At 63.8% G+C, this 19,157-nt stretch carries 16 protein-coding genes and 1 pseudogene; 12 read left to right on the top strand and 5 right to left on the bottom strand.

The window, feature by feature from the left end:
- The first annotated feature begins 5 nt into the window (after positions 1-5).
- The 8 genes and pseudogenes from WA904_RS05290 to WA904_RS05255 all read left to right on the top strand — a co-directional run.
- Positions 6-692, top strand: coding sequence for a Crp/Fnr family transcriptional regulator (locus WA904_RS05290; RefSeq protein WP_425196077.1), 687 nt, complete (start codon positions 6-8; stop codon positions 690-692).
- A 212-nt stretch (positions 693-904) separates the two neighbouring features.
- Positions 905-2,383 carry a protein adenylyltransferase SelO gene (locus WA904_RS05285; protein WP_425196076.1) on the top strand — a complete coding sequence of 493 codons (1,479 nt, stop codon included), beginning with the start codon at positions 905-907 and terminating at the stop codon, positions 2,381-2,383.
- Between the two features lie 36 nt (positions 2,384-2,419).
- Positions 2,420-2,830 (top strand): peptide-methionine (R)-S-oxide reductase MsrB, encoded by a 411-nt coding sequence (gene msrB / locus WA904_RS05280; RefSeq protein ID WP_425196075.1) that lies wholly within the window; start codon positions 2,420-2,422, stop codon positions 2,828-2,830.
- A gap of 172 nt (positions 2,831-3,002) precedes the next feature.
- On the top strand, positions 3,003-3,623 hold the full coding sequence (locus WA904_RS05275; RefSeq protein ID WP_425196074.1) for a septation protein A: 621 nt from the start codon (positions 3,003-3,005) through the stop codon (positions 3,621-3,623).
- Entirely contained in the window at positions 3,620-3,910 is a 291-nt protein-coding gene (locus WA904_RS05270; RefSeq protein ID WP_425196073.1) for a BolA family protein, read from the top strand. Before WA904_RS05275 ends, WA904_RS05270 begins: the two co-directional genes overlap by 4 nt.
- A 61-nt stretch (positions 3,911-3,971) precedes the next feature.
- Positions 3,972-4,757, top strand: coding sequence for a foldase protein PrsA (locus tag WA904_RS05265; protein ID WP_425196072.1), 786 nt, complete (start codon positions 3,972-3,974; stop codon positions 4,755-4,757).
- A 185-nt stretch (positions 4,758-4,942) separates the two neighbouring features.
- Positions 4,943-5,785, top strand: coding sequence for a metal-dependent hydrolase (locus WA904_RS05260; protein ID WP_425196071.1), 843 nt, complete (start codon positions 4,943-4,945; stop codon positions 5,783-5,785).
- A gap of 38 nt (positions 5,786-5,823) precedes the next feature.
- Positions 5,824-5,934: pseudogene (locus tag WA904_RS05255) on the top strand (ABC transporter substrate-binding protein); the annotation flags it as partial.
- Between the two features lie 92 nt (positions 5,935-6,026).
- On the opposite strand, the gene purL reads toward WA904_RS05255, so the two are convergent.
- On the bottom strand, positions 6,027-10,052 hold the full coding sequence (gene purL / locus WA904_RS05250) for a phosphoribosylformylglycinamidine synthase (RefSeq protein ID WP_425196070.1): 4,026 nt from the start codon (positions 10,050-10,052) through the stop codon (positions 6,027-6,029).
- Positions 10,053-10,252: 200 nt separating this feature from the next.
- Here purL and map point away from each other — a divergent pair, with 200 nt between their 5' ends.
- The 3 genes from map (at position 10,253) to WA904_RS05235 (ending at position 14,589) form a co-directional block, all read left to right on the top strand.
- Complete coding sequence (map, locus tag WA904_RS05245) at positions 10,253-11,116, top strand: type I methionyl aminopeptidase (protein ID WP_425196069.1); 864 nt, start codon at positions 10,253-10,255, stop codon at positions 11,114-11,116.
- Positions 11,117-11,146: 30 nt separating this feature from the next.
- Positions 11,147-13,786: a [protein-PII] uridylyltransferase gene (locus WA904_RS05240; RefSeq protein WP_425196068.1), complete on the top strand. Its 2,640-nt coding sequence runs from the start codon at positions 11,147-11,149 to the stop codon at positions 13,784-13,786.
- Positions 13,787-14,058: 272 nt separating this feature from the next.
- Positions 14,059-14,589: an OmpA family protein gene (locus WA904_RS05235; RefSeq protein WP_425196067.1), complete on the top strand. Its 531-nt coding sequence runs from the start codon at positions 14,059-14,061 to the stop codon at positions 14,587-14,589.
- A gap of 3 nt (positions 14,590-14,592) precedes the next feature.
- Here the strand turns inward: WA904_RS05235 and def are convergent, their stop codons facing one another.
- Complete coding sequence (def, locus tag WA904_RS05230) at positions 14,593-15,129, bottom strand: peptide deformylase (protein WP_425196066.1); 537 nt, start codon at positions 15,127-15,129, stop codon at positions 14,593-14,595.
- Positions 15,130-15,182: 53 nt separating this feature from the next.
- Positions 15,183-15,374 carry a hypothetical protein gene (locus WA904_RS05225; RefSeq protein ID WP_425196065.1) on the bottom strand — a complete coding sequence of 64 codons (192 nt, stop codon included), beginning with the start codon at positions 15,372-15,374 and terminating at the stop codon, positions 15,183-15,185.
- 154 nt (positions 15,375-15,528) lie between these two features.
- Here WA904_RS05225 and WA904_RS05220 point away from each other — a divergent pair, with 154 nt between their 5' ends.
- Positions 15,529-15,978 carry a YbaN family protein gene (locus WA904_RS05220; RefSeq protein WP_425196064.1) on the top strand — a complete coding sequence of 150 codons (450 nt, stop codon included), beginning with the start codon at positions 15,529-15,531 and terminating at the stop codon, positions 15,976-15,978.
- Between the two features lie 5 nt (positions 15,979-15,983).
- On the opposite strand, the gene ligA is transcribed toward WA904_RS05220, so the two are convergent.
- Both ligA and WA904_RS05210 read right to left on the bottom strand, forming a co-directional pair.
- Complete coding sequence (gene ligA, locus WA904_RS05215) at positions 15,984-18,074, bottom strand: NAD-dependent DNA ligase LigA (protein WP_425196063.1); 2,091 nt, start codon at positions 18,072-18,074, stop codon at positions 15,984-15,986.
- Positions 18,075-18,089: 15 nt separating this feature from the next.
- Complete coding sequence (locus tag WA904_RS05210; RefSeq protein WP_425196062.1) at positions 18,090-19,157, bottom strand: cell division protein ZipA C-terminal FtsZ-binding domain-containing protein; 1,068 nt, start codon at positions 19,155-19,157, stop codon at positions 18,090-18,092.

Below are 19,157 nucleotides of genomic sequence, written 5' to 3'. Positions count from 1 at the left end.
CAGCCATGCCTTTTAGCGACACCGTTTTCCCCCAGCACCGCTTTCTGCGCAGCCAGCCGTGGTTTGCCGCCCTGCCTGCCGACACCCAGACCCGCCTGCTGGAACGCACCCTGACACTGTCTGGCCACAAGGGGGAAGTCATGCTGGCCGCAGGCACGCCTGTCAAGGGCTGGTATGCCGTGCTGTCAGGGCTGGTCAAGCTGCAAAGCACTTCCCCCGCAGGCAAGGTGTCGGCCTTCCTGGGCGTACCCGATGGCGAGTGGTTCGGCGAGGGCTCGGTCCTGAAGACCGAGCCGCGCCGTTATGACGTGATTGCGTTGCGCGACACCCTGTTGCTGTGCCTGCCGCGCGCCCAGTTTGACGAATTGCTGGCGCACTGCCTGCCGTTCAACCACTTCCTGGTCGCGCACTTGAACCGGCGCCTGGGACAGGCCATGACCACCATCGAAGCGGAGCGCCTGCGTTCGCCCGAACAGCGCGTGGCCCTGTACCTGAGCCGTGTGTTCTGGCAGGGCCGGCGCCGGCTGGTGCTCTCGCAGGAAGAGCTTGGGCACCTGGCGGGCCTGTCGCGGCAGACGGTCAACCGGGCCCTCAAGTCGATGGAGCAACAGGGCCTGGTGTCGCTGGAGTTTGGCCGCGTCGCCATGCTGGATGAACAGGCGCTGGCCGCTTACGCCGTCCGGCCTGAGTAGAGCCCCCACGCTTGTCGCTTCGCGTACTGCGCTGCCCCCCGAGGGGGCCGCTGCGCCTGCGGACTGGCAAAGCCAGATCCGCGGCCCCTGCTGGTAGGAAAAAGAGGCCCCTCGGTCGCTCCCTAATTTTCCGTTCGTCCTGAGCTTGTCGAAGGAAGCCGCCCTTAACCCCACCGGCACAGGGACGGCGGGCCCCATAGGACAATGGACGCATGAACCCTGTCATCGATGAACCGCCTGTTGCGATTCCCGGCCTGAAATGGGCCAACCGCTTTGCCACGCTGGGGGCGGATTTTTACACCGAGCTCCTTCCCACCCCCTTGCCTTCCCCGTATTGGGTCAGCCGCAACCGGGCGCTGGCCGGCGAACTGGGCTTGCAGGAAGAATGGCTGGCCTCAGAGGACGCCCTGGCGGTTTTCACCGGCAACCAGCTGGCGCAGGGTTTGCAGCCGCTGGCCAGTGTTTACAGCGGCCACCAGTTTGGCCAGTGGGCCGGGCAGCTCGGCGATGGCCGGGCCATCCTGCTTGGCGAGATCGACACCGCAGGCGGCCCGCAGGAAATCCAGCTCAAGGGAGCGGGCATGACGCCGTATTCGCGCATGGGGGACGGCCGCGCGGTGCTGCGCAGCTCGATTCGCGAATACCTGTGTTCGGAAGCCATGCACGGCCTGGGCATTCCGACCACACGCGCCCTGTGTGTCACCGGCTCCGACGCCAGGGTCCGCCGCGAGGAAATCGAAACGGCTGCCGTGGTGACGCGCACTTCGCCCAGTTTCATACGCTTCGGCCACTTCGAACACTTCAGCTACAGCGGGCAGCACGAACAGCTCAAAGCCCTGGCCGACTTCGTGATCGACAATTTTTACCCGGCCTGCCGCGAGAGCGCGCAGCCTTATGCCGACTTGCTGCAGGCCGTCAGCGAACGCACCGCCGGCCTGATGGCCGCCTGGCAGGCCGCCGGCTTCTGCCACGGCGTGATGAACACCGACAACATGAGCATCCTCGGCCTGACCATCGACTACGGCCCCTTCCAGTTTCTCGACGCCTTCGACCCGGGCCACATCTGCAATCACTCGGATACCCAGGGGCGTTATGCCTACAACAAGCAACCCAATATCGCCTACTGGAACCTGTTCTGCCTCGGCCAGGCGCTGTTGCCGCTGATAGCGGAGCAGGACCAGGCGCTGGCTGCGCTGGAGTCGTATAAAACCGTGTTTCCGCAGGCGCTGGAGGCCCGCATGCGTGCCAAGCTGGGCCTGCCGGATGCCCGCCCCGAGGACAAGGCCCTGATCGAAAATACCTTCAAGCTGCTGGCTGCGGACAAGGTGGACTACACCATCTTCTGGCGCCGGTTGTGCCACTTCCAGAGCCCCGAGGGGCGCGAAGCGGTGCGCGACCTGTTCCTGGACCGTGCCGGGCATGATGCCTGGGCGCTACAGTATTCGGAGCGCACTACGCCTGCCGATATTGGTCTACAGGCCGATTTGATGCTTAAAACCAACCCGAAATACGTGTTGCGCAATCACCTCGGCGAGCAAGCCATCCAGGCCGCGAAACTAAACGACTTCTCCGGGGTCCACACCTTGCTGACACTGCTTCAGGCCCCATTTGAAGAACATCCCGGCCATGACAGCCATGCCGGTTTCCCGCCCGACTGGGCCGCCGCCATTGAAATCAGCTGCAGTTCGTAAGCAGGATTAAAAATCGTCTCGAAAGGTAGAAAAACCATGCCCGCCAAAATCCAGAAAACCGATGCCGAGTGGAAAGCCCTGCTTGCCGAAAAAGGCGCCGAGCCTAGTGCGTTCGAGGTGACCCGTCACGCGGCCACCGAGCGCGCCTTCACCGGCAAGTACGACAAGAATTTTGCGCCCGGCACCTATCGCTGCATTTGCTGTGATGCCGAACTTTTTGACGCCTCGGCCAAGTTTGACGCGGGATGCGGCTGGCCCAGCTTTTCACAGGAAGTGAAAGACGGCGCGATCGAAGAACACGTGGACCGCGCCTACGGCATGGTGCGCACCGAAACCGTCTGCGCCAACTGCGGAGCCCACCTGGGCCATGTGTTTCCCGACGGCCCCTCACCCACCGGTTTGCGCTACTGCATGAATTCAGCCTCCCTGGACTTCAAAACAAAATAGGCCCCTACGGTCGCGCACTTCGAGCCTGCGGCAACTCCCTGCCCCTTGTAACGAAAAAAGGGGGCCGCTGCGCCTGCGAACTGGCAAAGCCAGATCCGCGGCCCCTGCTGGAAAAATCGGACACCACGACCTGCTCTATTTGCTCCTTGGCTTGTCCCGCGATAATTACCTTATGAAAATTCTGTTCGACTTCCTGCCCATTGTTCTTTTCTTCGGCATGTTCAAGTACGCCGAGGCCAACACCGCCTGGTCGGCGCAGACTGCCACCGAATGGCTGGGCTTCATGGTGTCCGGCGGCGTGGTGGGTACCGCCGAGGCACCGGTCCTGCTGGCCACCGTGGTGGTGATTCTGGCCACCATGGCCCAGATCCTCTGGCTGGTAGCGCGCGGCCGCAAGATCGACACCATGCTGTGGGTCAGCCTGGGGCTGGTGACCCTGCTGGGCGGGGCCACGATCTATTTCCACAGTGAAAGCTTCATCAAGTGGAAACCCACGGTGCTGTACTGGGTCATGGGCGGGGCGCTGCTGGTCGGGCAGCTGGTGTTCAGGAAAAACGGCATCCAGTCGCTGATGGGTGCGCAGATGACGCTGCCAGACCCGGTGTGGCGCAAGGTCAACTACAGCTGGATTGCGTTTTTTGCTGTCATGGGTGTGCTCAACCTCTGGGTGGCGTTCAACTTCACCACGGCCACCTGGGTGAACTTCAAGCTGTTCGGCGGCTTGGGCCTGATGCTGGTATTTGTGATGGCACAGGCTGTTTTCCTGAACAAACATGTGAACAGCGAGCCATGAACCCCACCGCCACACCCCTGCCTGTGCATGCGGCCCGCATCGAGGAACAATTGCGTGCCCGCCTGAGTCCAACCCGGCTGGAAGTGATTGATGAAAGCGCCGCGCATGCTGGACACGCGGGTGCGAATGCCCAGGGTTTCGGCAGCCACTTTCGCGTACGGATTGCCAGCCCGGCCTTTGCGGGCAAAACCCGCGTGGCCTGCCACCGGCTTGTGTATGATTCAATGCAAAATTTCATTGACCAGGGCCTGCACGCATTGGCTATCGAAATCATCGAACCCTCCTGATCTTCGGCCACCCGGCAACCGGGCCGGCCGCCTACCTTCCAACGATTACCCAAGGAAACCCATGAAAAAGCATTTTTTACTGGCCAGTGCCCTGACCGGCCTGATGGCTATGGGCGCCACCGGCGCCTTTGCCCAGAACGTCGCCATCGTCAACGGCAAGGCCGTGCCCCAAACCCGCGTTGATGCGCTGGCGCAGCAGCTGGCGCGCTCCGGCCGGCCTGTCACGCCCGAGATGCAGGGCCAGATCAAGGAAGAAGTCATTGCCCGCGAAGTATTCATGCAGGAAGCCGAAAAACTCGGCCTCTCGGTGTCTGACGACTACAAGACGCAGATGGAACTGGCGCGCCAGGCCATCCTGATCCGCGAGCTGTTTGCCGATTTCCAGAAGAAAAACCCGGTGACCGACGCCGACCTGCAGAGTGAGTACGACAAGTTTGTCGCGGCCAACGGCGGCAAGGAATACAAGGCGCGTCACATCCTGGTGGAAAAAGAATCCGAAGCCAAGGCCATCATCGCCAGCCTGAAAAAGGGCGGCAAGTTTGAAGAGATCGCCAAGAAGTCCTCCAAGGACCCCGGCTCCGGCGCCAACGGCGGCGACCTGGACTGGGCCAACCCGAGCAGCTATGTGCCCGAGTTCGCGGAAACCATGACCAAGATGAGCAAGGGCCAGCTGACCGACACACCGGTGAAGACGCAGTTTGGCTATCACGTCATCCGCGTGGACGATATCCGGACCGCTCAGTTGCCCAAGTTTGAAGAACTCAAGCCGCAGATAGCGCAGCAGATGCAGCAGCAAAGACTGGCTGCCTACCAGCAGAGCCTGCGCGAAAAAGCCAAGGTGGAATAAACGTTCCTTCAACTAAAAAAGCGGCCATCCGGCCGCTTTTTTTTGCCTGCATTCAGGGCAGACCGGTTGCGCGTTCCAGGCAGCCACCAGGCACACCGCGGCGGGCCCGGCTTGCTGGATTCCCGGTTGACGAACCGGGCCGCAGTCGTTCAAATCGCTGGCATACCAACCATCAAGGAACCGCCATGTCCATTGACGCTTTTCGCACCACGCTGCTGCGTGGCCTCCTGTCGGTCCTGGCCCTGTGCAGCACCGCGGCCCTCGCCCAGAGCGGCAAGACCGAGGTCCTCTGGCTGGGCCAGGCTGCCACACGCATCACCACGCCCGGCGGCAAGGTGATCGTCATCGACCCCTGGCTGACCTCCAACCCCAAGACGCCGGCCAGCTTCAAGGCGCTGGAGTCGCTCGGCAAGGTGGACCTGATCCTTGTCACACATGGGCATTTCGACCATTTTGCCGATGCACCGGCACTGGCCAAAATGCACAACGTACCGATGTACGGCCCGGCCGGCATGAACCAGACAGTGGCCGCGCTGGGCATCCTGCCCGTCGAGCTGGCGCCGCGTTTTGGCAAAGGCGGAACCATCACGCCCTTCGGTCCGGGCGGTGTGAAGATCACGGCGGTGCGTGCGGAGCATTCATCGGAGCTGGCCTGGAAAAATCCTGCCACCAACAAGGACGAAGTGCATGTCGGCGGCGAGCCGGTGGGCTTCATCCTCGAGATGGAAAACGGCTTCAAGATCTGGCACATGGGTGATACCGGGGTGTTTGGCGACATGCGACTGATAGGCGACATGTACCGGCCTGACGTGGTGATGATTCCCATCGGTGGCCACTTTGTCATGAACCCGGTGGACGCCGCGATGGCTGTGCGCGACATGATTCGGCCCAAATTCGCCATCCCCATCCACTACGGCACCACACCGGTGCTGCGCGGCACGCCAGCTGAGTTCAATGCAGCGCTGGGCTCGGCACCCGGCACGCCGCGCATGCTGTCGCTGGAGCCCGGACAGAAGTTTGACTTCTGATGCCTGCCCCGCTGCGCCGGCTGGCCATACTCCTGATGGCCACCCTGCTGACGGCCTTCGTTGAAGAAATGAAGTCGTCGGGCTTTGTGGCCGCCGCGCTGGCACGGCACAAGATCGAAGGCGCGGTGGTGGCGCCTGCCGCGCGCTGAGACCCCGCGTCGGGGAACTGGTGCAGTCGAAAACGCAGCCAACCGCTCCTTTTTCAATAGCTATCTTCGCCCGGCTACAAAGGGCTAGTGGCCTATTTCACCCATGCCCTGGCATTGCGCCAGAGCTGCATCCAGGCGCTGTGGGTGCTGATGTCCTGGTCCGTCCAGCTCATCTGCACGTTGCGGAAGACGCGCTCGGGGTGCGGCATCATCGCGGTGAAGCGGCCGTCGGCGGTGGTCACGGCTGTCAGGCCGCCTGCGCTGCCGTTGGGGTTGGCCGGGTAGGCTTCGGTCGGCTGACCGTGGTTGTCGGTGAAACGCATCGCTGCAATCACTTTGGAAGCGTCGCCGCGGTAAGCAAAGTTGGCATAACCCTCGCCATGCGCCACAGCAATCGGCAGGCGGCTGCCGGCCATGCCCTGCAGGAAGAGGCTCGGCGACTCGAGCACCTCCACCAGGCTCAAGCGGGCTTCGAAACGCTCGCTGCGGTTAGTGGTGAAACGCGGCCAGGCTTCGGCGCCGGGAATGATGTCGGCCAGCTCGGCAAACATCTGACAGCCGTTACACACGCCCAGGCCGAAAGTATCCTTACGGCCAAAGAATGCCGTGAACTGTTCCGACAGCACCGAGTTGAAGGTGATTGAGCGGGCCCAGCCTATGCCGGCGCCCAGGGTGTCGCCATAGCTGAAACCGCCGCAAGCCACCAGGCCCTGGAAGTCGGCCAGTTGTGCACGGCCGGCCTGCAGGTCGGTCATGTGCACGTCGCAGGCTTCGAAGCCTGCTTGGGTGAAGGCGTAAGCCATTTCCACGTGCGAGTTGACGCCCTGTTCGCGTAGCACGGCCACGCGGGGGCGTGACAGATTCAGTGCGGGAGCCTGGGGAAGTTTTGCCGCATTAAAAGTCAAATGCACGTGCAGGCCGGGGTCGGCTGGATCGCCGGCAGCCGCGTGTTCGGCGTCGGCGCAGACCGGGTTGTCGCGCTGCTGGTTGATCTTCCAGCTCACGCTGTCCCAGACCTGGTGCAGGTTCTGCAGTTTCGCGCTGAACACCGCCTTGGTGTCGCGCCAGACCTGGACCTCGCCCTTGCCCACCTCGAGCGAGGCATGTGCCGGTCGGGTCTTGCCGATGAAATGGCTGAACTTGGACAGGCCATGTTCGCGCAGGGTCTGCATGACCTCGTTGCGCACTTCGGTGCGCACCTGGATGACGGCGCCCAGCTCTTCATTGAACAGCGCCTTGAGCGTGAGTTCTTCGCGGCGCGCGCTGACCTGCGACGCCCAGTTCTTGCTGTCGCCGGTGTCCATGCGGCTGTCGGAGATGCCGTCACCTTCGACCAGCAGCATGTCGATGTTGAGCGAGACGCCCACGTGGCCGGCAAAAGCCATTTCACAGGCGGTGGCCAGCAGGCCGCCATCGCTGCGGTCGTGGTAGGCCAGCACCTGCCGTTGGCCACGCAGGGCATTGATGGCATTGACGAGGTTGACCAGGTCTTGGGGGTCGTCCAGATCCGGTACGGCGCCGTCTTCGAGATCAAGCGTCTGCGCGAGGATGGAGCCGCCCATGCGGTTCTGGCCCTTGCCCAGATCAATCAGGATCAGCGTGGTGTCGGCCTCAAGGCTGTTCAGTTGCGGCGTCAGCGTGCCGCGCACGTCGGGCAGCGTCGCAAATGCGCTGACGATCAGCGACACCGGCGAGGTGACTTTCCTGCCGCCCTCACCTTCGCTCCAGACCGTGCGCATGGACAGCGAATCCTTGCCGACGGGAATCGACACGCCCAGCGCCGGGCAGAGTTCCATGCCGACGGCCTTGACGGTTTCGTACAGCGCGGCGTCTTGCCCCGGTTCGCCGCAGGCGGCCATCCAGTTCGCCGAGAGCTTCACACGCGGAAGTTCGATAGGCGCGGCCAGCAGATTGGTGATGGCTTCGGCAACGGCCATGCGGCCCGAAGCGGCCGCATTGACGACGGCCAGCGGCGTGCGTTCGCCCATGCTCATGGCTTCGCCTGCGAAACCCTGGTAATCGGCCAGTGTCACCGCGCAATCGGCCACCGGCACCTGCCAGGGCCCGACCATCTGGTCCCGATGCGTGAGCCCGCCCACGGTGCGGTCGCCGATGGTGATCAGGAAGCGTTTGGAGGCCACCGTGGGGTGGCTCAGCACGGCGATCACGCTTTTCTGCAGGTCCGCGCCGGTCAGGTCGATGGGCTGTATGCTTTTCTGAACAGACTTCACGTCACGGTACATCTTGGGCGGCTTGCCCAAAAGCACGTTCATCGGCATGTCGACCGGCGCAGCCTGGTCGGCATCGGACAGCACCAGCTGCTTTTCTTCTGTTGCAACACCAATCACGGCAAAAGGACAGCGCTCACGTTCGCAGAATGCTTTGAAAGTCGCGAGCGATTCCGGCCCAATCGCCATCACATACCGTTCCTGGCTTTCATTGCTCCAGATCTCCTTGGGCGACAGGCCGCTTTCTTCCAGCGGCACGGCGCGCAAATCGAAGCGTGCGCCACGCCCAGCGTCGTTGACGAGTTCGGGGAAAGCATTGGACAAGCCGCCGGCGCCCACGTCGTGGATGGCCAGGATAGGGTTGGCCGCGCCGAGCTGGGCGCACTGGTTGATGACTTCCTGGGCGCGCCGCTCGATTTCGGGGTTGCCGCGCTGCACTGAGTCAAAGTCCAGGCTGGCCGCGTTGGCGCCTGAGGCCATGGAGCTGGCGGCGCTGCCGCCCATGCCGATGCGCATGCCGGGGCCGCCGAGCTGGATCAGCAGGGTGCCGGCGGGGAAGAGGATTTTTTTGGTGAGCTGAGCGTCGATGGTGCCGACGCCGCCGGCGATCATGATGGGCTTGTGGTAACCCCAGCGCTGGCCACCCGCGGTCTGCTCGTACTCGCGGAAGTAGCCGGCCAGGTTGGGTCGGCCAAACTCGTTGTTGAAGGCCGCGCCGCCCAGCGGGCCCTCCGTCATGATCTGCAGCGGGCTGGCGATGTGCTCCGGCTTGCCGTAGCTGCCGTCGAACAGCCGGGACACCGTGAAACCGGTGAGGCCAGCTTTGGGTTTGGAGCCGCGTCCGGTGGCGCCTTCGTCGCGGATTTCGCCACCGGCGCCAGTCGAGGCGCCCGGGAACGGCGAAATGGCCGTCGGGTGGTTGTGCGTTTCCACTTTCATCAGCACATGCATCAGCACATCGTCGGTCGCGCTATAAGTTTGATAGCTTCTCGCGCCCGCCGCTGCTGGGGTTGAGGCCGATTTGGCATGGAACCTCTGGACGGGGGCACCTTCCATGACAGATGCGTTGTCCGAATAAGCCACCACCGTGTGCTGTGGATTGAGCTTTTCAGTGTTGCGGATCATGCCGAACAGGCTCTTGTCCTGCGCCACGCCGTCAATTGTGAAGTCAGCGTTGAAAATCTTGTGGCGGCAATGCTCGCTGTTGGCCTGGGCGAACATCATCAGCTCGACGTCGGTCGGGTTGCGCTGGAGCTGGGTGAAAGCTGTTACCAGGTAATCGATTTCGTCGGCTGCCAGCGCCAGGCCGAACTCGGTGTTGGCGGCTTCCAGCGCGGCCTTGCCACCGGCCAGCACGTTGATGGTCTGCAGTGGCGCACCCTGCAACTCGGTGAAAAGCCCGGCCGCCTGTTCGCGGCTGGCCATCACGCTTTCCGTCATGCGGTCGTGCAGCAGCGCGGCGACTTGCTCGCGCTGGCTGTCACTCAGTGCGGTCTTGCCGAAAAAGCCGGACTTGAGGCTGAGCCGGTATTCGGTGATGCGCTCGATGCGCTTGATGGCCAGCCCGCAGTTGTGGGCAATGTCCGTCGCCTTGGAGGCCCAGGGCGAGACCGTGCCGAAACGCGGCGAGACGATGAACAACAGCGCTTCGTCGCCCTTGCCGGCACCTGCGGGGCACGGGTCACCATAGCTGAGCAGCGCCGAGAGCCGGGTTTTGAGCGCTTCCGTGGGCGGCGCCTCGGTGGCCACCAGATGGACAAAGCGGGCCTGAATGCCCGCAATCTTGCCGTCGATGGCTTGCAGGCGCGGAAGAAGTTGCTGGACGCGAAAGTCGCTCAGGGCGTTGATCCCCTGGGGTTCGCCCTCGAAAGTCGTCAGGTGCAGGGTCACGGTGGCGGTGGCCTTGTAGTGGGAGGTGAGCAGCTTACAAGCTGTTTTGGGGTTTAACCGCCTGCAGTACCAGGCTGCGGGATACGCGTTAACCCGCAATTTTATCAGCGACTGGGCCCCCGGCCCGGCGTGCAGCGGCTCCCCATGCCGCGCAAATCCACTGGAATGCAGGGGCCGCCGGGCAGTGGGATAATTGACGCATGAGTATTACGTACAAAGACGCGGCCGGCATTGAAGGCATGCGGGTCGCCTGCAAACTGGCGTCCGAGGTGCTGGACTACCTGACGCCCTTCGTGAAGGCCGGCGTCACCACCCGCGAAATCGACAGGCTGGCCAACGACTACATGGTCAACGCGCAGGGCACGGTGTCGGCCACCCTGGGCTACCAGCCGCCGGGCTACCCGCCCTACCCGGCTTCGCTGTGCACCTCGCTGAACCACGTGGTCTGCCACGGCATTCCCAATGACAAGCCCCTGAAAAAGGGCGACATCATGAACATCGACGTCACCGTGATCACCAAGGACGGCTGGTTCGGCGACAACAGCCGCATGTACATGATTGGCGACGTGTCGATTGCCGCCAAACGCCTGTGCAAGGTCACCTATGAAGCCATGTGGCACGGCATCATGCGGGTCAAACCTGGCGCCAGGCTGGGCGACATCGGGCATGCGATCCAGACCTTCGCGGAAAAGCAGGGGTTCACCATCGTGCGCGAGTTCTGCGGCCACGGCATCGGCCGCAACTTCCATGAAGAACCCCAGGTGCTGCACTACGGACGTCCCGGCACGCTCGAAGAGCTCAAGCCCGGCATGACCTTCACCATCGAGCCCATGATCAATGCGGGCAAACGCGACATCAAGGACGGGCCCGAAAAAGACGGCTGGACCATCGTGACGCGCGACCATTCCCTGTCGGCGCAGTGGGAGCACACCATCCTGGTGACCGAAACCGGTTACGAGGTGCTCACGCTCTCGGCAGGCAGCCCGGCGATTCCGGATTTTGTTCCGTCCGCAGAGCAGGCCGCGACGGTCCTGGCGCAGGCAACCGCCGATTCGGTTGCCTGAGCCGTTTCGCCAGCGCACCGCCTGCCGCTGATGCTCTCCACGCTGCCCGCTTCTTCCCCCTCCAGCGAAACCGCCCAGCTGCGCGAGCAGTACCGTGTCGGGAAAAACGCCCTGCTGGCCTCGCTGGCCGGCAGCGGCGCGTCCACACGCGGCATCCGCAGCCTGCTGCACCGCCTGGCCCGGCACACCGACGACACCTTGCGCCAGCTCTGGCAACAGGCCGGGTTTCCCGCCGGCTGCTCGCTGGTGGCGGTGGGTGGTTTTGGCCGCGGCGAGCTGTTTCCGCATTCCGACGTCGATGTGCTGCTGTTGCTGCCCGACGACGCCCGGGTGGACGGCGATGCGGCCCTGAAAACCCGGATCGAGAAATTCATAGGCAGTTGCTGGGACACCGGCCTGGAAATCGGCTCCAGCGTGCGCAGCATGACGGACTGCGTCGAGGAAGCCGCCAAGGACGTGACCGTCCAGACCTCGCTGCTGGAGGCGCGCCTGCTGGCGGGCTCCAAAACGCTTTTTTCGGCGTTGCTGGAGCAACTGGACGATGTGCTGGACCCGCAGGCCTTTTTTGTGGCCAAGACGCTGGAGCTGCGCCAGCGCCACAACAAGTTTGAAGACACGCCGTATTCGCTGGAGCCCAACTGCAAGGAATCCCCCGGCGGCCTGCGCGACCTGCAGGTCATCCTCTGGGTGGCGCGCGCGGCTGGGCTGGGCAAGTCCTGGGACGATCTGGCACGCAGCGGGCTGGCGACGGCTTTCGAGGTTCGGCAGATCAAGGCCAACGAAGCCCTGCTGAGCCTGATACGGGCGCGCCTGCACCTGCTGTCGGGCCGGCGCGAAGACCGCCTGGTGTTTGACCTGCAGACCGTGGTGGCTGAGTCCTTTGGCTACACCACCATCACCCACAGCGACACCGGCCGGGTGGTTTCACGCGCCAGCGAGGCGCTGATGAAACGTTTTTACTGGGCCGCCAAGGCGGTGACCCAGCTCAACCAGATCCTGCTGCTCAATATCGAGGAGCGGCTCAACCCCAGCGGACAGGCGCCGCAGCCGATCAACGAACGTTTCCTGAACAAGGCCGGCATGGTCGAGGTGGCCAGCGACGACCTGTACCTGAAACACCCGCACGCCATCCTCGAGACTTTTCTGGTCTACCAGACCACGGTAGGCGTCAAGGGCCTGTCCGCCCGGACGCTTCGCGCGCTGTACAACGCCCGCGGCGTGATGGATGCGAAATTCCGCAGCGACCCGGTCAACCGCAACACCTTCAGACAGATCATGCAGGAGCCGGTGGGCATCACCCACGCGATGCGCCTGATGAACCAGACCTCGGTGCTGGGCCGCTACCTCTGGGTGTTCCGCAAAATCGTCGGCCAGATGCAGCACGACCTGTTCCACGTCTACACGGTAGACCAGCACATCCTGATGGTGCTGCGCAATGTGCGGCGTTTTTTCATGGCCGAACACGCGCACGAATACCCGGCGTGTTCGCAGCTGGCCGCCGGCTGGGACAAGCCCTGGATTCTCTACGTTGCCGCCCTTTTCCATGACATTGCCAAGGGCCGCGGCGGCGACCATTCCGAGCTCGGCTGCCACGACGTGCGGGTGTTCTGCCGCCAGCACGGCATTGCCGCGGAAGATGCGAAGCTGATCGAATTCCTGGTGGGTGAACACCTGACCATGAGCCGGGTTGCCCAGAAGGAAGACCTGAGCGACCCGCAGGTGATTGCCACCTTTGCCCAACGCGTCGGCAACGAGCGCTACCTGACCGCACTTTATTTGCTCACGGTGGCCGACATTCGCGGCACCAGCCCCAAGGTGTGGAACGCCTGGAAGGGCAAGCTGCTGGAAGATCTGTACCGCTACACGCTGCGCGTGCTGGGCGGACGTGCCCCCGATGCCGATGCCGAGGTCGAGGCCCGCAAGCGCGAGGCGCTGACCATCCTGGCGCTGCATGCCGAGCCCTTCGAGGCGCACAAGGCCTTGTGGGACACGCTGGACATCAGTTATTTCATGCGCCACGAGGCCGGGGACATCGCCTGGCATGCCCGGCAGCTTTCGCGCCATGCCGGCACCGCCAGATGTATTGTGCGGGCGCGCCGCTCCGCCGCTGGTGAAGGCCTGCAGGTGCTGGTGTACACCCCCGACGCACCCGACCTGTTTGCCCGCATCTGCGGTTACTTCGAGGAAGCCGGTTTCAGCATCCTGGACGCCAAGATCCACACGGCCAAACCCGTCAAAGGTGCAAGCGGTTATGCGCTGGATACCTTCCAGGTGGTCAGCCCGACCCTGGCCGACCACTACCGCGAGCTGGTGGCCATGGTTGAAGCCGACCTGACCCGGGCAATTGAAGAAAACGGCCCGCTGCCGCCACCGGGCAAAGGCCGGGTGTCGCGCCGGGTCAAGAGCTTTCCGGTCACCCCGCGCGTGGACCTGCGGCCTGACGAGAAAGCCCAGCGCTGGCTGCTCAGCGTGTCGGCCAGCGACCGCGTCGGCCTGCTGTATTCGATTGCACGGGTGCTGGCGCGGCATCGCATCAACCTGCAGCTTGCCAAAGTCACCACCCTGGGCGAGCGCGTGGAAGACACCTTCCTGATCGACGGCCCCGAGCTCCAGCAAAACAGGGCGCAGATCGCGATCGAAACCGAGCTGCTGGAAGCGCTGGCGGCCTGAGCCCGCAGCCGGGTCTTTCGCACGCAGAGCCGGATGTTCCGGCTGTCCGGCCGCAGGCGTGTCTGGCCATCACCCCCTCTTCCGATTGTTCTCCTGCCTGCTTCACCCCCTCAGAAAGAGCCTCTTTCATTGAAATTTATTTCAATGAAATCAAATAGTTATAAAATTTTCCTAAAGTAGTGAAAGAGGATGAAACAGGCCTTCATTTGCCCGGAAATGCGGTAGACAATGGTCGAAATTGTTTTTGCACACACCCATTTCGAGGAGACATCGTGTCGCACAAAATACAGGTCCTCCTGGACCGTGAACAGGCTTTGTGTTCGTCCGGCGCCTGCGCCTGCGATGGCCGGCCGCTGGCCCATCAGGTCTTTTTCGAACCCGACAACTGGCTGGTGCCGGACAGCTATGCGCAGTTGCTGGGGTCCCATGCGGCCTACCTTGCCGACCATTCAGACCTCGCCGCCGTGGTCTCCGGCCACAGCTATGGCACGGGCAGTCACCGCTTTTTCTGGCTCATGGGAGACCGCCGTGCCATGGCAGTCCGCTCGGCGCTGATCAGGGCCGGCGCGGCGCCGGCGCAGGTGCTGGTCCAAAGCCGGGGCGCGGCACGTCCGCAAATTGAACTGGCGGGCGACGATGTGGCCCGGTACCGCCGCCGCGTGACCATCGACTACGTGCCGCTGAACAGCGCGACGGCGCCTCCGGTCCCTGCCGAAGGATCGGCCCACTGGTGGCGCTCCGTGCTTGGCGTGGACCACCATGTCAAATTGCCGGCGGACCGGCCCGCCGCCGACCACGCCTGAAGCTCAGTCGTCAGCCGCGTCCAGCCCGGGGAACAGGACCTCGGTGAACCCGAACTTTGCGAAATCCCGCACACGCATCGGGTAAAGCACGCCCATCAGGTGGTCACATTCATGCTGCGCCACCCGTGCGTGAAAACCATTGACCGTGCGGTCGATGGGATCGCCGTAGGGGTCGAAGCCCCTATAGCGGATCGCTGACCAGCGCGGTACCACGCCGCGCAGCCCGGGCACCGACAGGCAGCCTTCCCAGCCCTCTTCCTCATCGTCCGATAGCGGCGTGATGACAGGGTTGAGCAGCACCGTGCGCGGTACCAGCGGCGCATCGGGGTAACGCGGGTTCACCGCATCCGTCCCAAAAATCACCAGTTGCAGGTCGACCCCGATCTGCGGCGCGGCCAGGCCGGCGCCATTGACGGCACGCATGGTCTCGAACATGTCGGCCACCAGCAGATGCAATTCATCGGTGTCGAAGGCGGTCACGGGCTGGGCGACCTGCAGCAGGCGCGCATCGCCCATTTTGAGAATATCGCGAATGGTCATGCACCGATTATCGCGGCGCCCCGCGGTTTATGCAGCCCGCAAAACCCGGCAATTCAGCGCCGGTGGCGGTAGCCGCGGTGGTAGTAACCCGGCGCAGGCACCACAACGACGGGTGCGGGCTCGACATAAACGCCGGCCGGATAGACCGCGACCGGCCGCGGCCCTATCGGAGCCACCACGCAGCCGGACAAGATGGCTGCCAGGCCAGCTATCGCAGCACTGGTGAAGAGACGTTGGTAGTTCATGAAAAGCTCCTGTTGTTCAAGGCTTAACGTGCGGCGCGCTAGGCGTACCTGACGTCCCGAATGCAAAGCCCGGTAACGCTGTGTAAACGGGCCCGAAGCACCGTGCTGAGGTCGCCGCGTGCGGTCATGGAAGCCCGAGGCGGCAAAATGGGGAATGCCCCAGCCTTCCGAAGACCTGCTGCCTCCTGCACCCAAGCCATCCACGCCGCTGCCCGCGGTGGCACGCTGGCTGTTCCTGGCATTGGCGCTGCTCAGCCTGGTGCTGGGCGTGATCGGGATCTTTCTGCCCGTGTTGCCGACCGTGCCCTTCATCCTGCTCTCGGCCTGGGCCGCTGCCCGCAGCTCGCCGCGCCTGCTGGCCTGGCTGGAAAGCCATACATCCTTCGGGCCCATGCTGACCGAATGGCGCCGCGGCGGTGTGGTGCGCCGTCGCGCCAAATGGGCGGCCACAGCGGTCATGGGCGCGAGCGCCGCCATCATGCTCGTGGTGGTGCCGACCCGGTGGGTGGCGCTGTTCGCCATCGGCTGCATGGCCTGTGTGCTGGCCTGGCTGTGGCGCCGGCCCGAACAATTCAACAACGAAGCTGCGCCGCCGGAAACCTGAGCGATTCAGTCGGCGGGAGCGGCCAGCATGGCCAGCAGGGCCGCCTCGTCGATGACGGCCACCCCCAGCTCCTGGGCCTTGGTCAGCTTGCTGCCTGCTTCAGTCCCGGCCACCACATAGTCGGTTTTTTTGCTGACCGACCCCGCGACCTTGCCGCCCGCCGCCTCCACCCTGTCCTTGGCCTCATCCCGGCTCAGCGTGGGCAGCGTGCCGGTGATGACAAAAGTCTTGCCGGACAGCGGCTGCGGTGCGCGCGCGGCCGGTTCGCCCTCTGTCCAGTGCACGCCGCAGGCGCGCAGCTGTTCGACCACCTCGCGGTTGTGTGGCTGGTCGAAGAAGGTGCGAATGCTTTTGGCGACGATGGGGCCGACGTCGCTGACCTCGAGCAATTGCTCCTCGGTCGCTTCCATGACAGCGTCGAGTTTGCCGAAATGGCGCGCCAGTTCCTTGGCCGTGGCTTCGCCAACGTGGCGAATGCCCAGGCCGAACAGGAAACGCGGCAAGGTCGTGTTTTTGCTTTTCTCGAGCGCTTCCAGCAGGTTGTTGGCGGATTTGTCCGCCATGCGGTCCAGGCCGGCCAGCGCCGTCAGGCCGAGGCGGTACAGGTCGGGCAAGGTGCGGATCACATTGGCATCGACCAGTTGCTCGACCAGCTTGTCGCCCAGGCCTTCGATCTCGACGGCGCGCCGGTGTGCGTAATGCAGGATGGCCTCCTTGCGCTGCGCGCCGCAGAACAGGCCGCCGGTGCAGCGGTAGTCGGCCTCGCCCTCTTCCCGCACCGCGTCCGAGCCGCAGACCGGGCAGGTGCGCGGCATGGTGAATTGCGGGGCGTCTTTCACGCGCTTGTCCGCCAACACGCTGACGACCTCGGGAATCACATCGCCGGCGCGGCGCACGATCACCGTGTCGCCGATGCGCACATCCTTGCGGCGGGCTTCGTCCTCGTTGTGCAGCGTCGCATTGGTCACCGTGACGCCGCCAACAAAGACCGGTGCCAGCTTGGCCACCGGCGTCAGTTTGCCGGTGCGGCCCACCTGCACGTCAATCGCCAGCACGGTGGTCATCTGCTCCTGCGCAGGGTATTTGTGGGCCACCGCCCAGCGCGGCTCGCGCGTCACAAAACCGAGTTTTTTCTGCAGCGCCAGGCTGTTGACCTTGTAGACCACGCCGTCGATGTCATAGGGCAACTGGTCGCGTTCATGCGCGATTTTCTGATGAAACGCTATCAATTCAGAAGCACCTTGCGCAGTCTGGGTAAGGGCTGCAACCGGAAAACCCCATGATTTGAGAGTCAACAGCAACTGAAAATGGGTCTCGAAGTCGGGTCCGCCCTGCTCCTTCGGTGTGACTTCGCCCAAGCCATAGGCAAAGAAGCTCAGCGGGCGCTGGGCGGCAATGCCCGGGTCCAGCTGGCGCACTGCACCGGCCGCGGCATTGCGTGGGTTCACAAAGGTTTTTTCGCCCCTGGCACCCTGCGCGATCTTTTCGCGCTGTTTTTCATTAAGCGATTCGAAGTCGTCACGGCGCATGTAGACCTCGCCGCGCACCTCGAGCACAGGTGGCGCATCCTTGGGCAGCCGCAGCGGAATCTGCCGGATGGTGCGGATGTTCTGCGTCACGTCCTCGCCGACCTCGCCATCACCGCGCGTGGCGGCCTGCACGAGCAGTCCGCTTTCATAACGCAGGCTCATCGCCAAACCGTCAAATTTCAGCTCTGCCACGTACTCGACCGGCGGATCGGACTCGGCCAGCCCCAGCTCCTTGCGTACGCGGGTATCAAAATTCTGCGCGCCGGTCGCCTCGGTGTCGGTTTCGGTGCGAATGCTCAGCATGGGAATGGCGTGGCGTACGCTGGCGAATTGGTCCAGCACCTTGCCGCCCACCCGCACGGTCGGCGAATCCGGGCTGGCCAGTTCGGGATGCAGGGCTTCAAGCGCCTGCAACTCCTGGAACAACCGGTCGTACTCGGCGTCGGGAATCGTCGGTTCATCCAGAACGTAGTAGCGATGGGCGTGCAGATGAAGTTCTGCGCGCAGGGCCGCAATGCGGTCCGCAACCGGCGGTTCGGGCTGCGCAAACATGTCAGGGGTTGCCATGGAAAAAAAGAAAACTCAAGAAAACAAACGCCGCCCCAGCGCAGAGCCGGCCGGCATGTCGCGGCCCTCCAGCGTGTCGTAGAGCTGCTCCAGGTCGGCGTGGATGACTTCCATGGCTTCGGGCCGGATGGGCTGGCCCTGGTCGTCGATGATCACGCCGTCCATGCTGGCGGCCAGCGTGATCGCGGCCTCGCACATGCGCACAAACGGTTGCTCGGAACGCAGCACCTGCGGCACGTCCAGCGAGAGCGTCAGCTCGCGCAAGGCGGTCTGTTCAGGGTCTTCCGCCATGGCGGCCTGCGTGTCGAAGGCCAGGCCCAGGATGGGCGCATGGTGGCCCGACTCGCTGGCCGGCAACACCATGCGGCCCGGAATCGAGCCGCTGACAAAACCCAGCTTGGCGGCGCTCTGGTGCACATAGCCCGGGCTCCAGGCGGTGTTTTTTGCGCGCAGCGTGAAGCTCAGCTGCGCATCATGCGCGCTGGCAAAATTGTCCAGTTCCCTGGCACGGGCGACCTCGTCGAGCATGTCGGGAAACTCGGGCTGGCCGTCAACCGCATCGGCAAAGGCCTGCGCCTTGATGACAAATTCCGAAAACTCAATCTGGTTCAGTGCACCCGTGCGGTTGGCCAGCTGCACGCCGGCCTGAAAGGCGCTGTAGCGCTGGCCCGGCACCGGGGTTTCCCAGGCACCCGTGTCCACGCGCAGGCCTTCGATCGCAAACGGTTTGCTGCCGGCGCGGCGCGTGGCCGGCATGGCGGCCAGGGCGGCTTCGCCTGACACGGGCGTTTCCACGAGGACAGGCGCAATCACGTCGATCAGGGCATCGAGCCCTGGCTTTTTCTCCGGCACGGTCATGGCCGTCAGGACGTCGAGGCTGGAGTCGCGGTCAAACCCGGGTTCCTGGCGTTCGGGTTCTGCCTCGAAAGGCGGGTCACCGGCCGATTTCGGGGGCGGCGCAGCCACCGGATCGGGTGTGGCGCGCCGGGGCAGGTTTTTGCGGGCTGACCAGGCGCTGTGGGCCACCACAATCGCGAGGATCAAACCGCCGAGGATGGCCAAACTGATCTGGAGTGTGCTCAA

This window comes from Polaromonas sp., assembly GCF_049790275.1.
Taxonomy (GTDB): Bacteria; Pseudomonadota; Gammaproteobacteria; order Burkholderiales; family Burkholderiaceae_C; genus Polaromonas.
This window is presented reverse-complemented; position numbering and strand designations above follow the sequence as displayed.

Coding starts and splice junctions, on each gene's coding strand:
- WA904_RS05275 (WP_425196074.1), top strand. CDS start 3,003: ATGAAAATTCTGTTCGACTTCCTGCCCATTGTTCTTTTCTTCGGCATG.
- WA904_RS05225 (WP_425196065.1), bottom strand. CDS start 15,374: ATGAACTACCAACGTCTCTTCACCAGTGCTGCGATAGCTGGCCTGGCA.
- WA904_RS05290 (WP_425196077.1), top strand. CDS start 6: ATGCCTTTTAGCGACACCGTTTTCCCCCAGCACCGCTTTCTGCGCAGC.
- WA904_RS05285 (WP_425196076.1), top strand. CDS start 905: ATGAACCCTGTCATCGATGAACCGCCTGTTGCGATTCCCGGCCTGAAA.
- msrB (WP_425196075.1), top strand. CDS start 2,420: ATGCCCGCCAAAATCCAGAAAACCGATGCCGAGTGGAAAGCCCTGCTT.
- map (WP_425196069.1), top strand. CDS start 10,253: ATGAGTATTACGTACAAAGACGCGGCCGGCATTGAAGGCATGCGGGTC.
- WA904_RS05220 (WP_425196064.1), top strand. CDS start 15,529: ATGCCCCAGCCTTCCGAAGACCTGCTGCCTCCTGCACCCAAGCCATCC.
- def (WP_425196066.1), bottom strand. CDS start 15,129: ATGACCATTCGCGATATTCTCAAAATGGGCGATGCGCGCCTGCTGCAG.
- WA904_RS05260 (WP_425196071.1), top strand. CDS start 4,943: ATGTCCATTGACGCTTTTCGCACCACGCTGCTGCGTGGCCTCCTGTCG.
- WA904_RS05270 (WP_425196073.1), top strand. CDS start 3,620: ATGAACCCCACCGCCACACCCCTGCCTGTGCATGCGGCCCGCATCGAG.
- WA904_RS05265 (WP_425196072.1), top strand. CDS start 3,972: ATGAAAAAGCATTTTTTACTGGCCAGTGCCCTGACCGGCCTGATGGCT.
- ligA (WP_425196063.1), bottom strand. CDS start 18,074: ATGGCAACCCCTGACATGTTTGCGCAGCCCGAACCGCCGGTTGCGGAC.
- WA904_RS05240 (WP_425196068.1), top strand. CDS start 11,147: ATGCTCTCCACGCTGCCCGCTTCTTCCCCCTCCAGCGAAACCGCCCAG.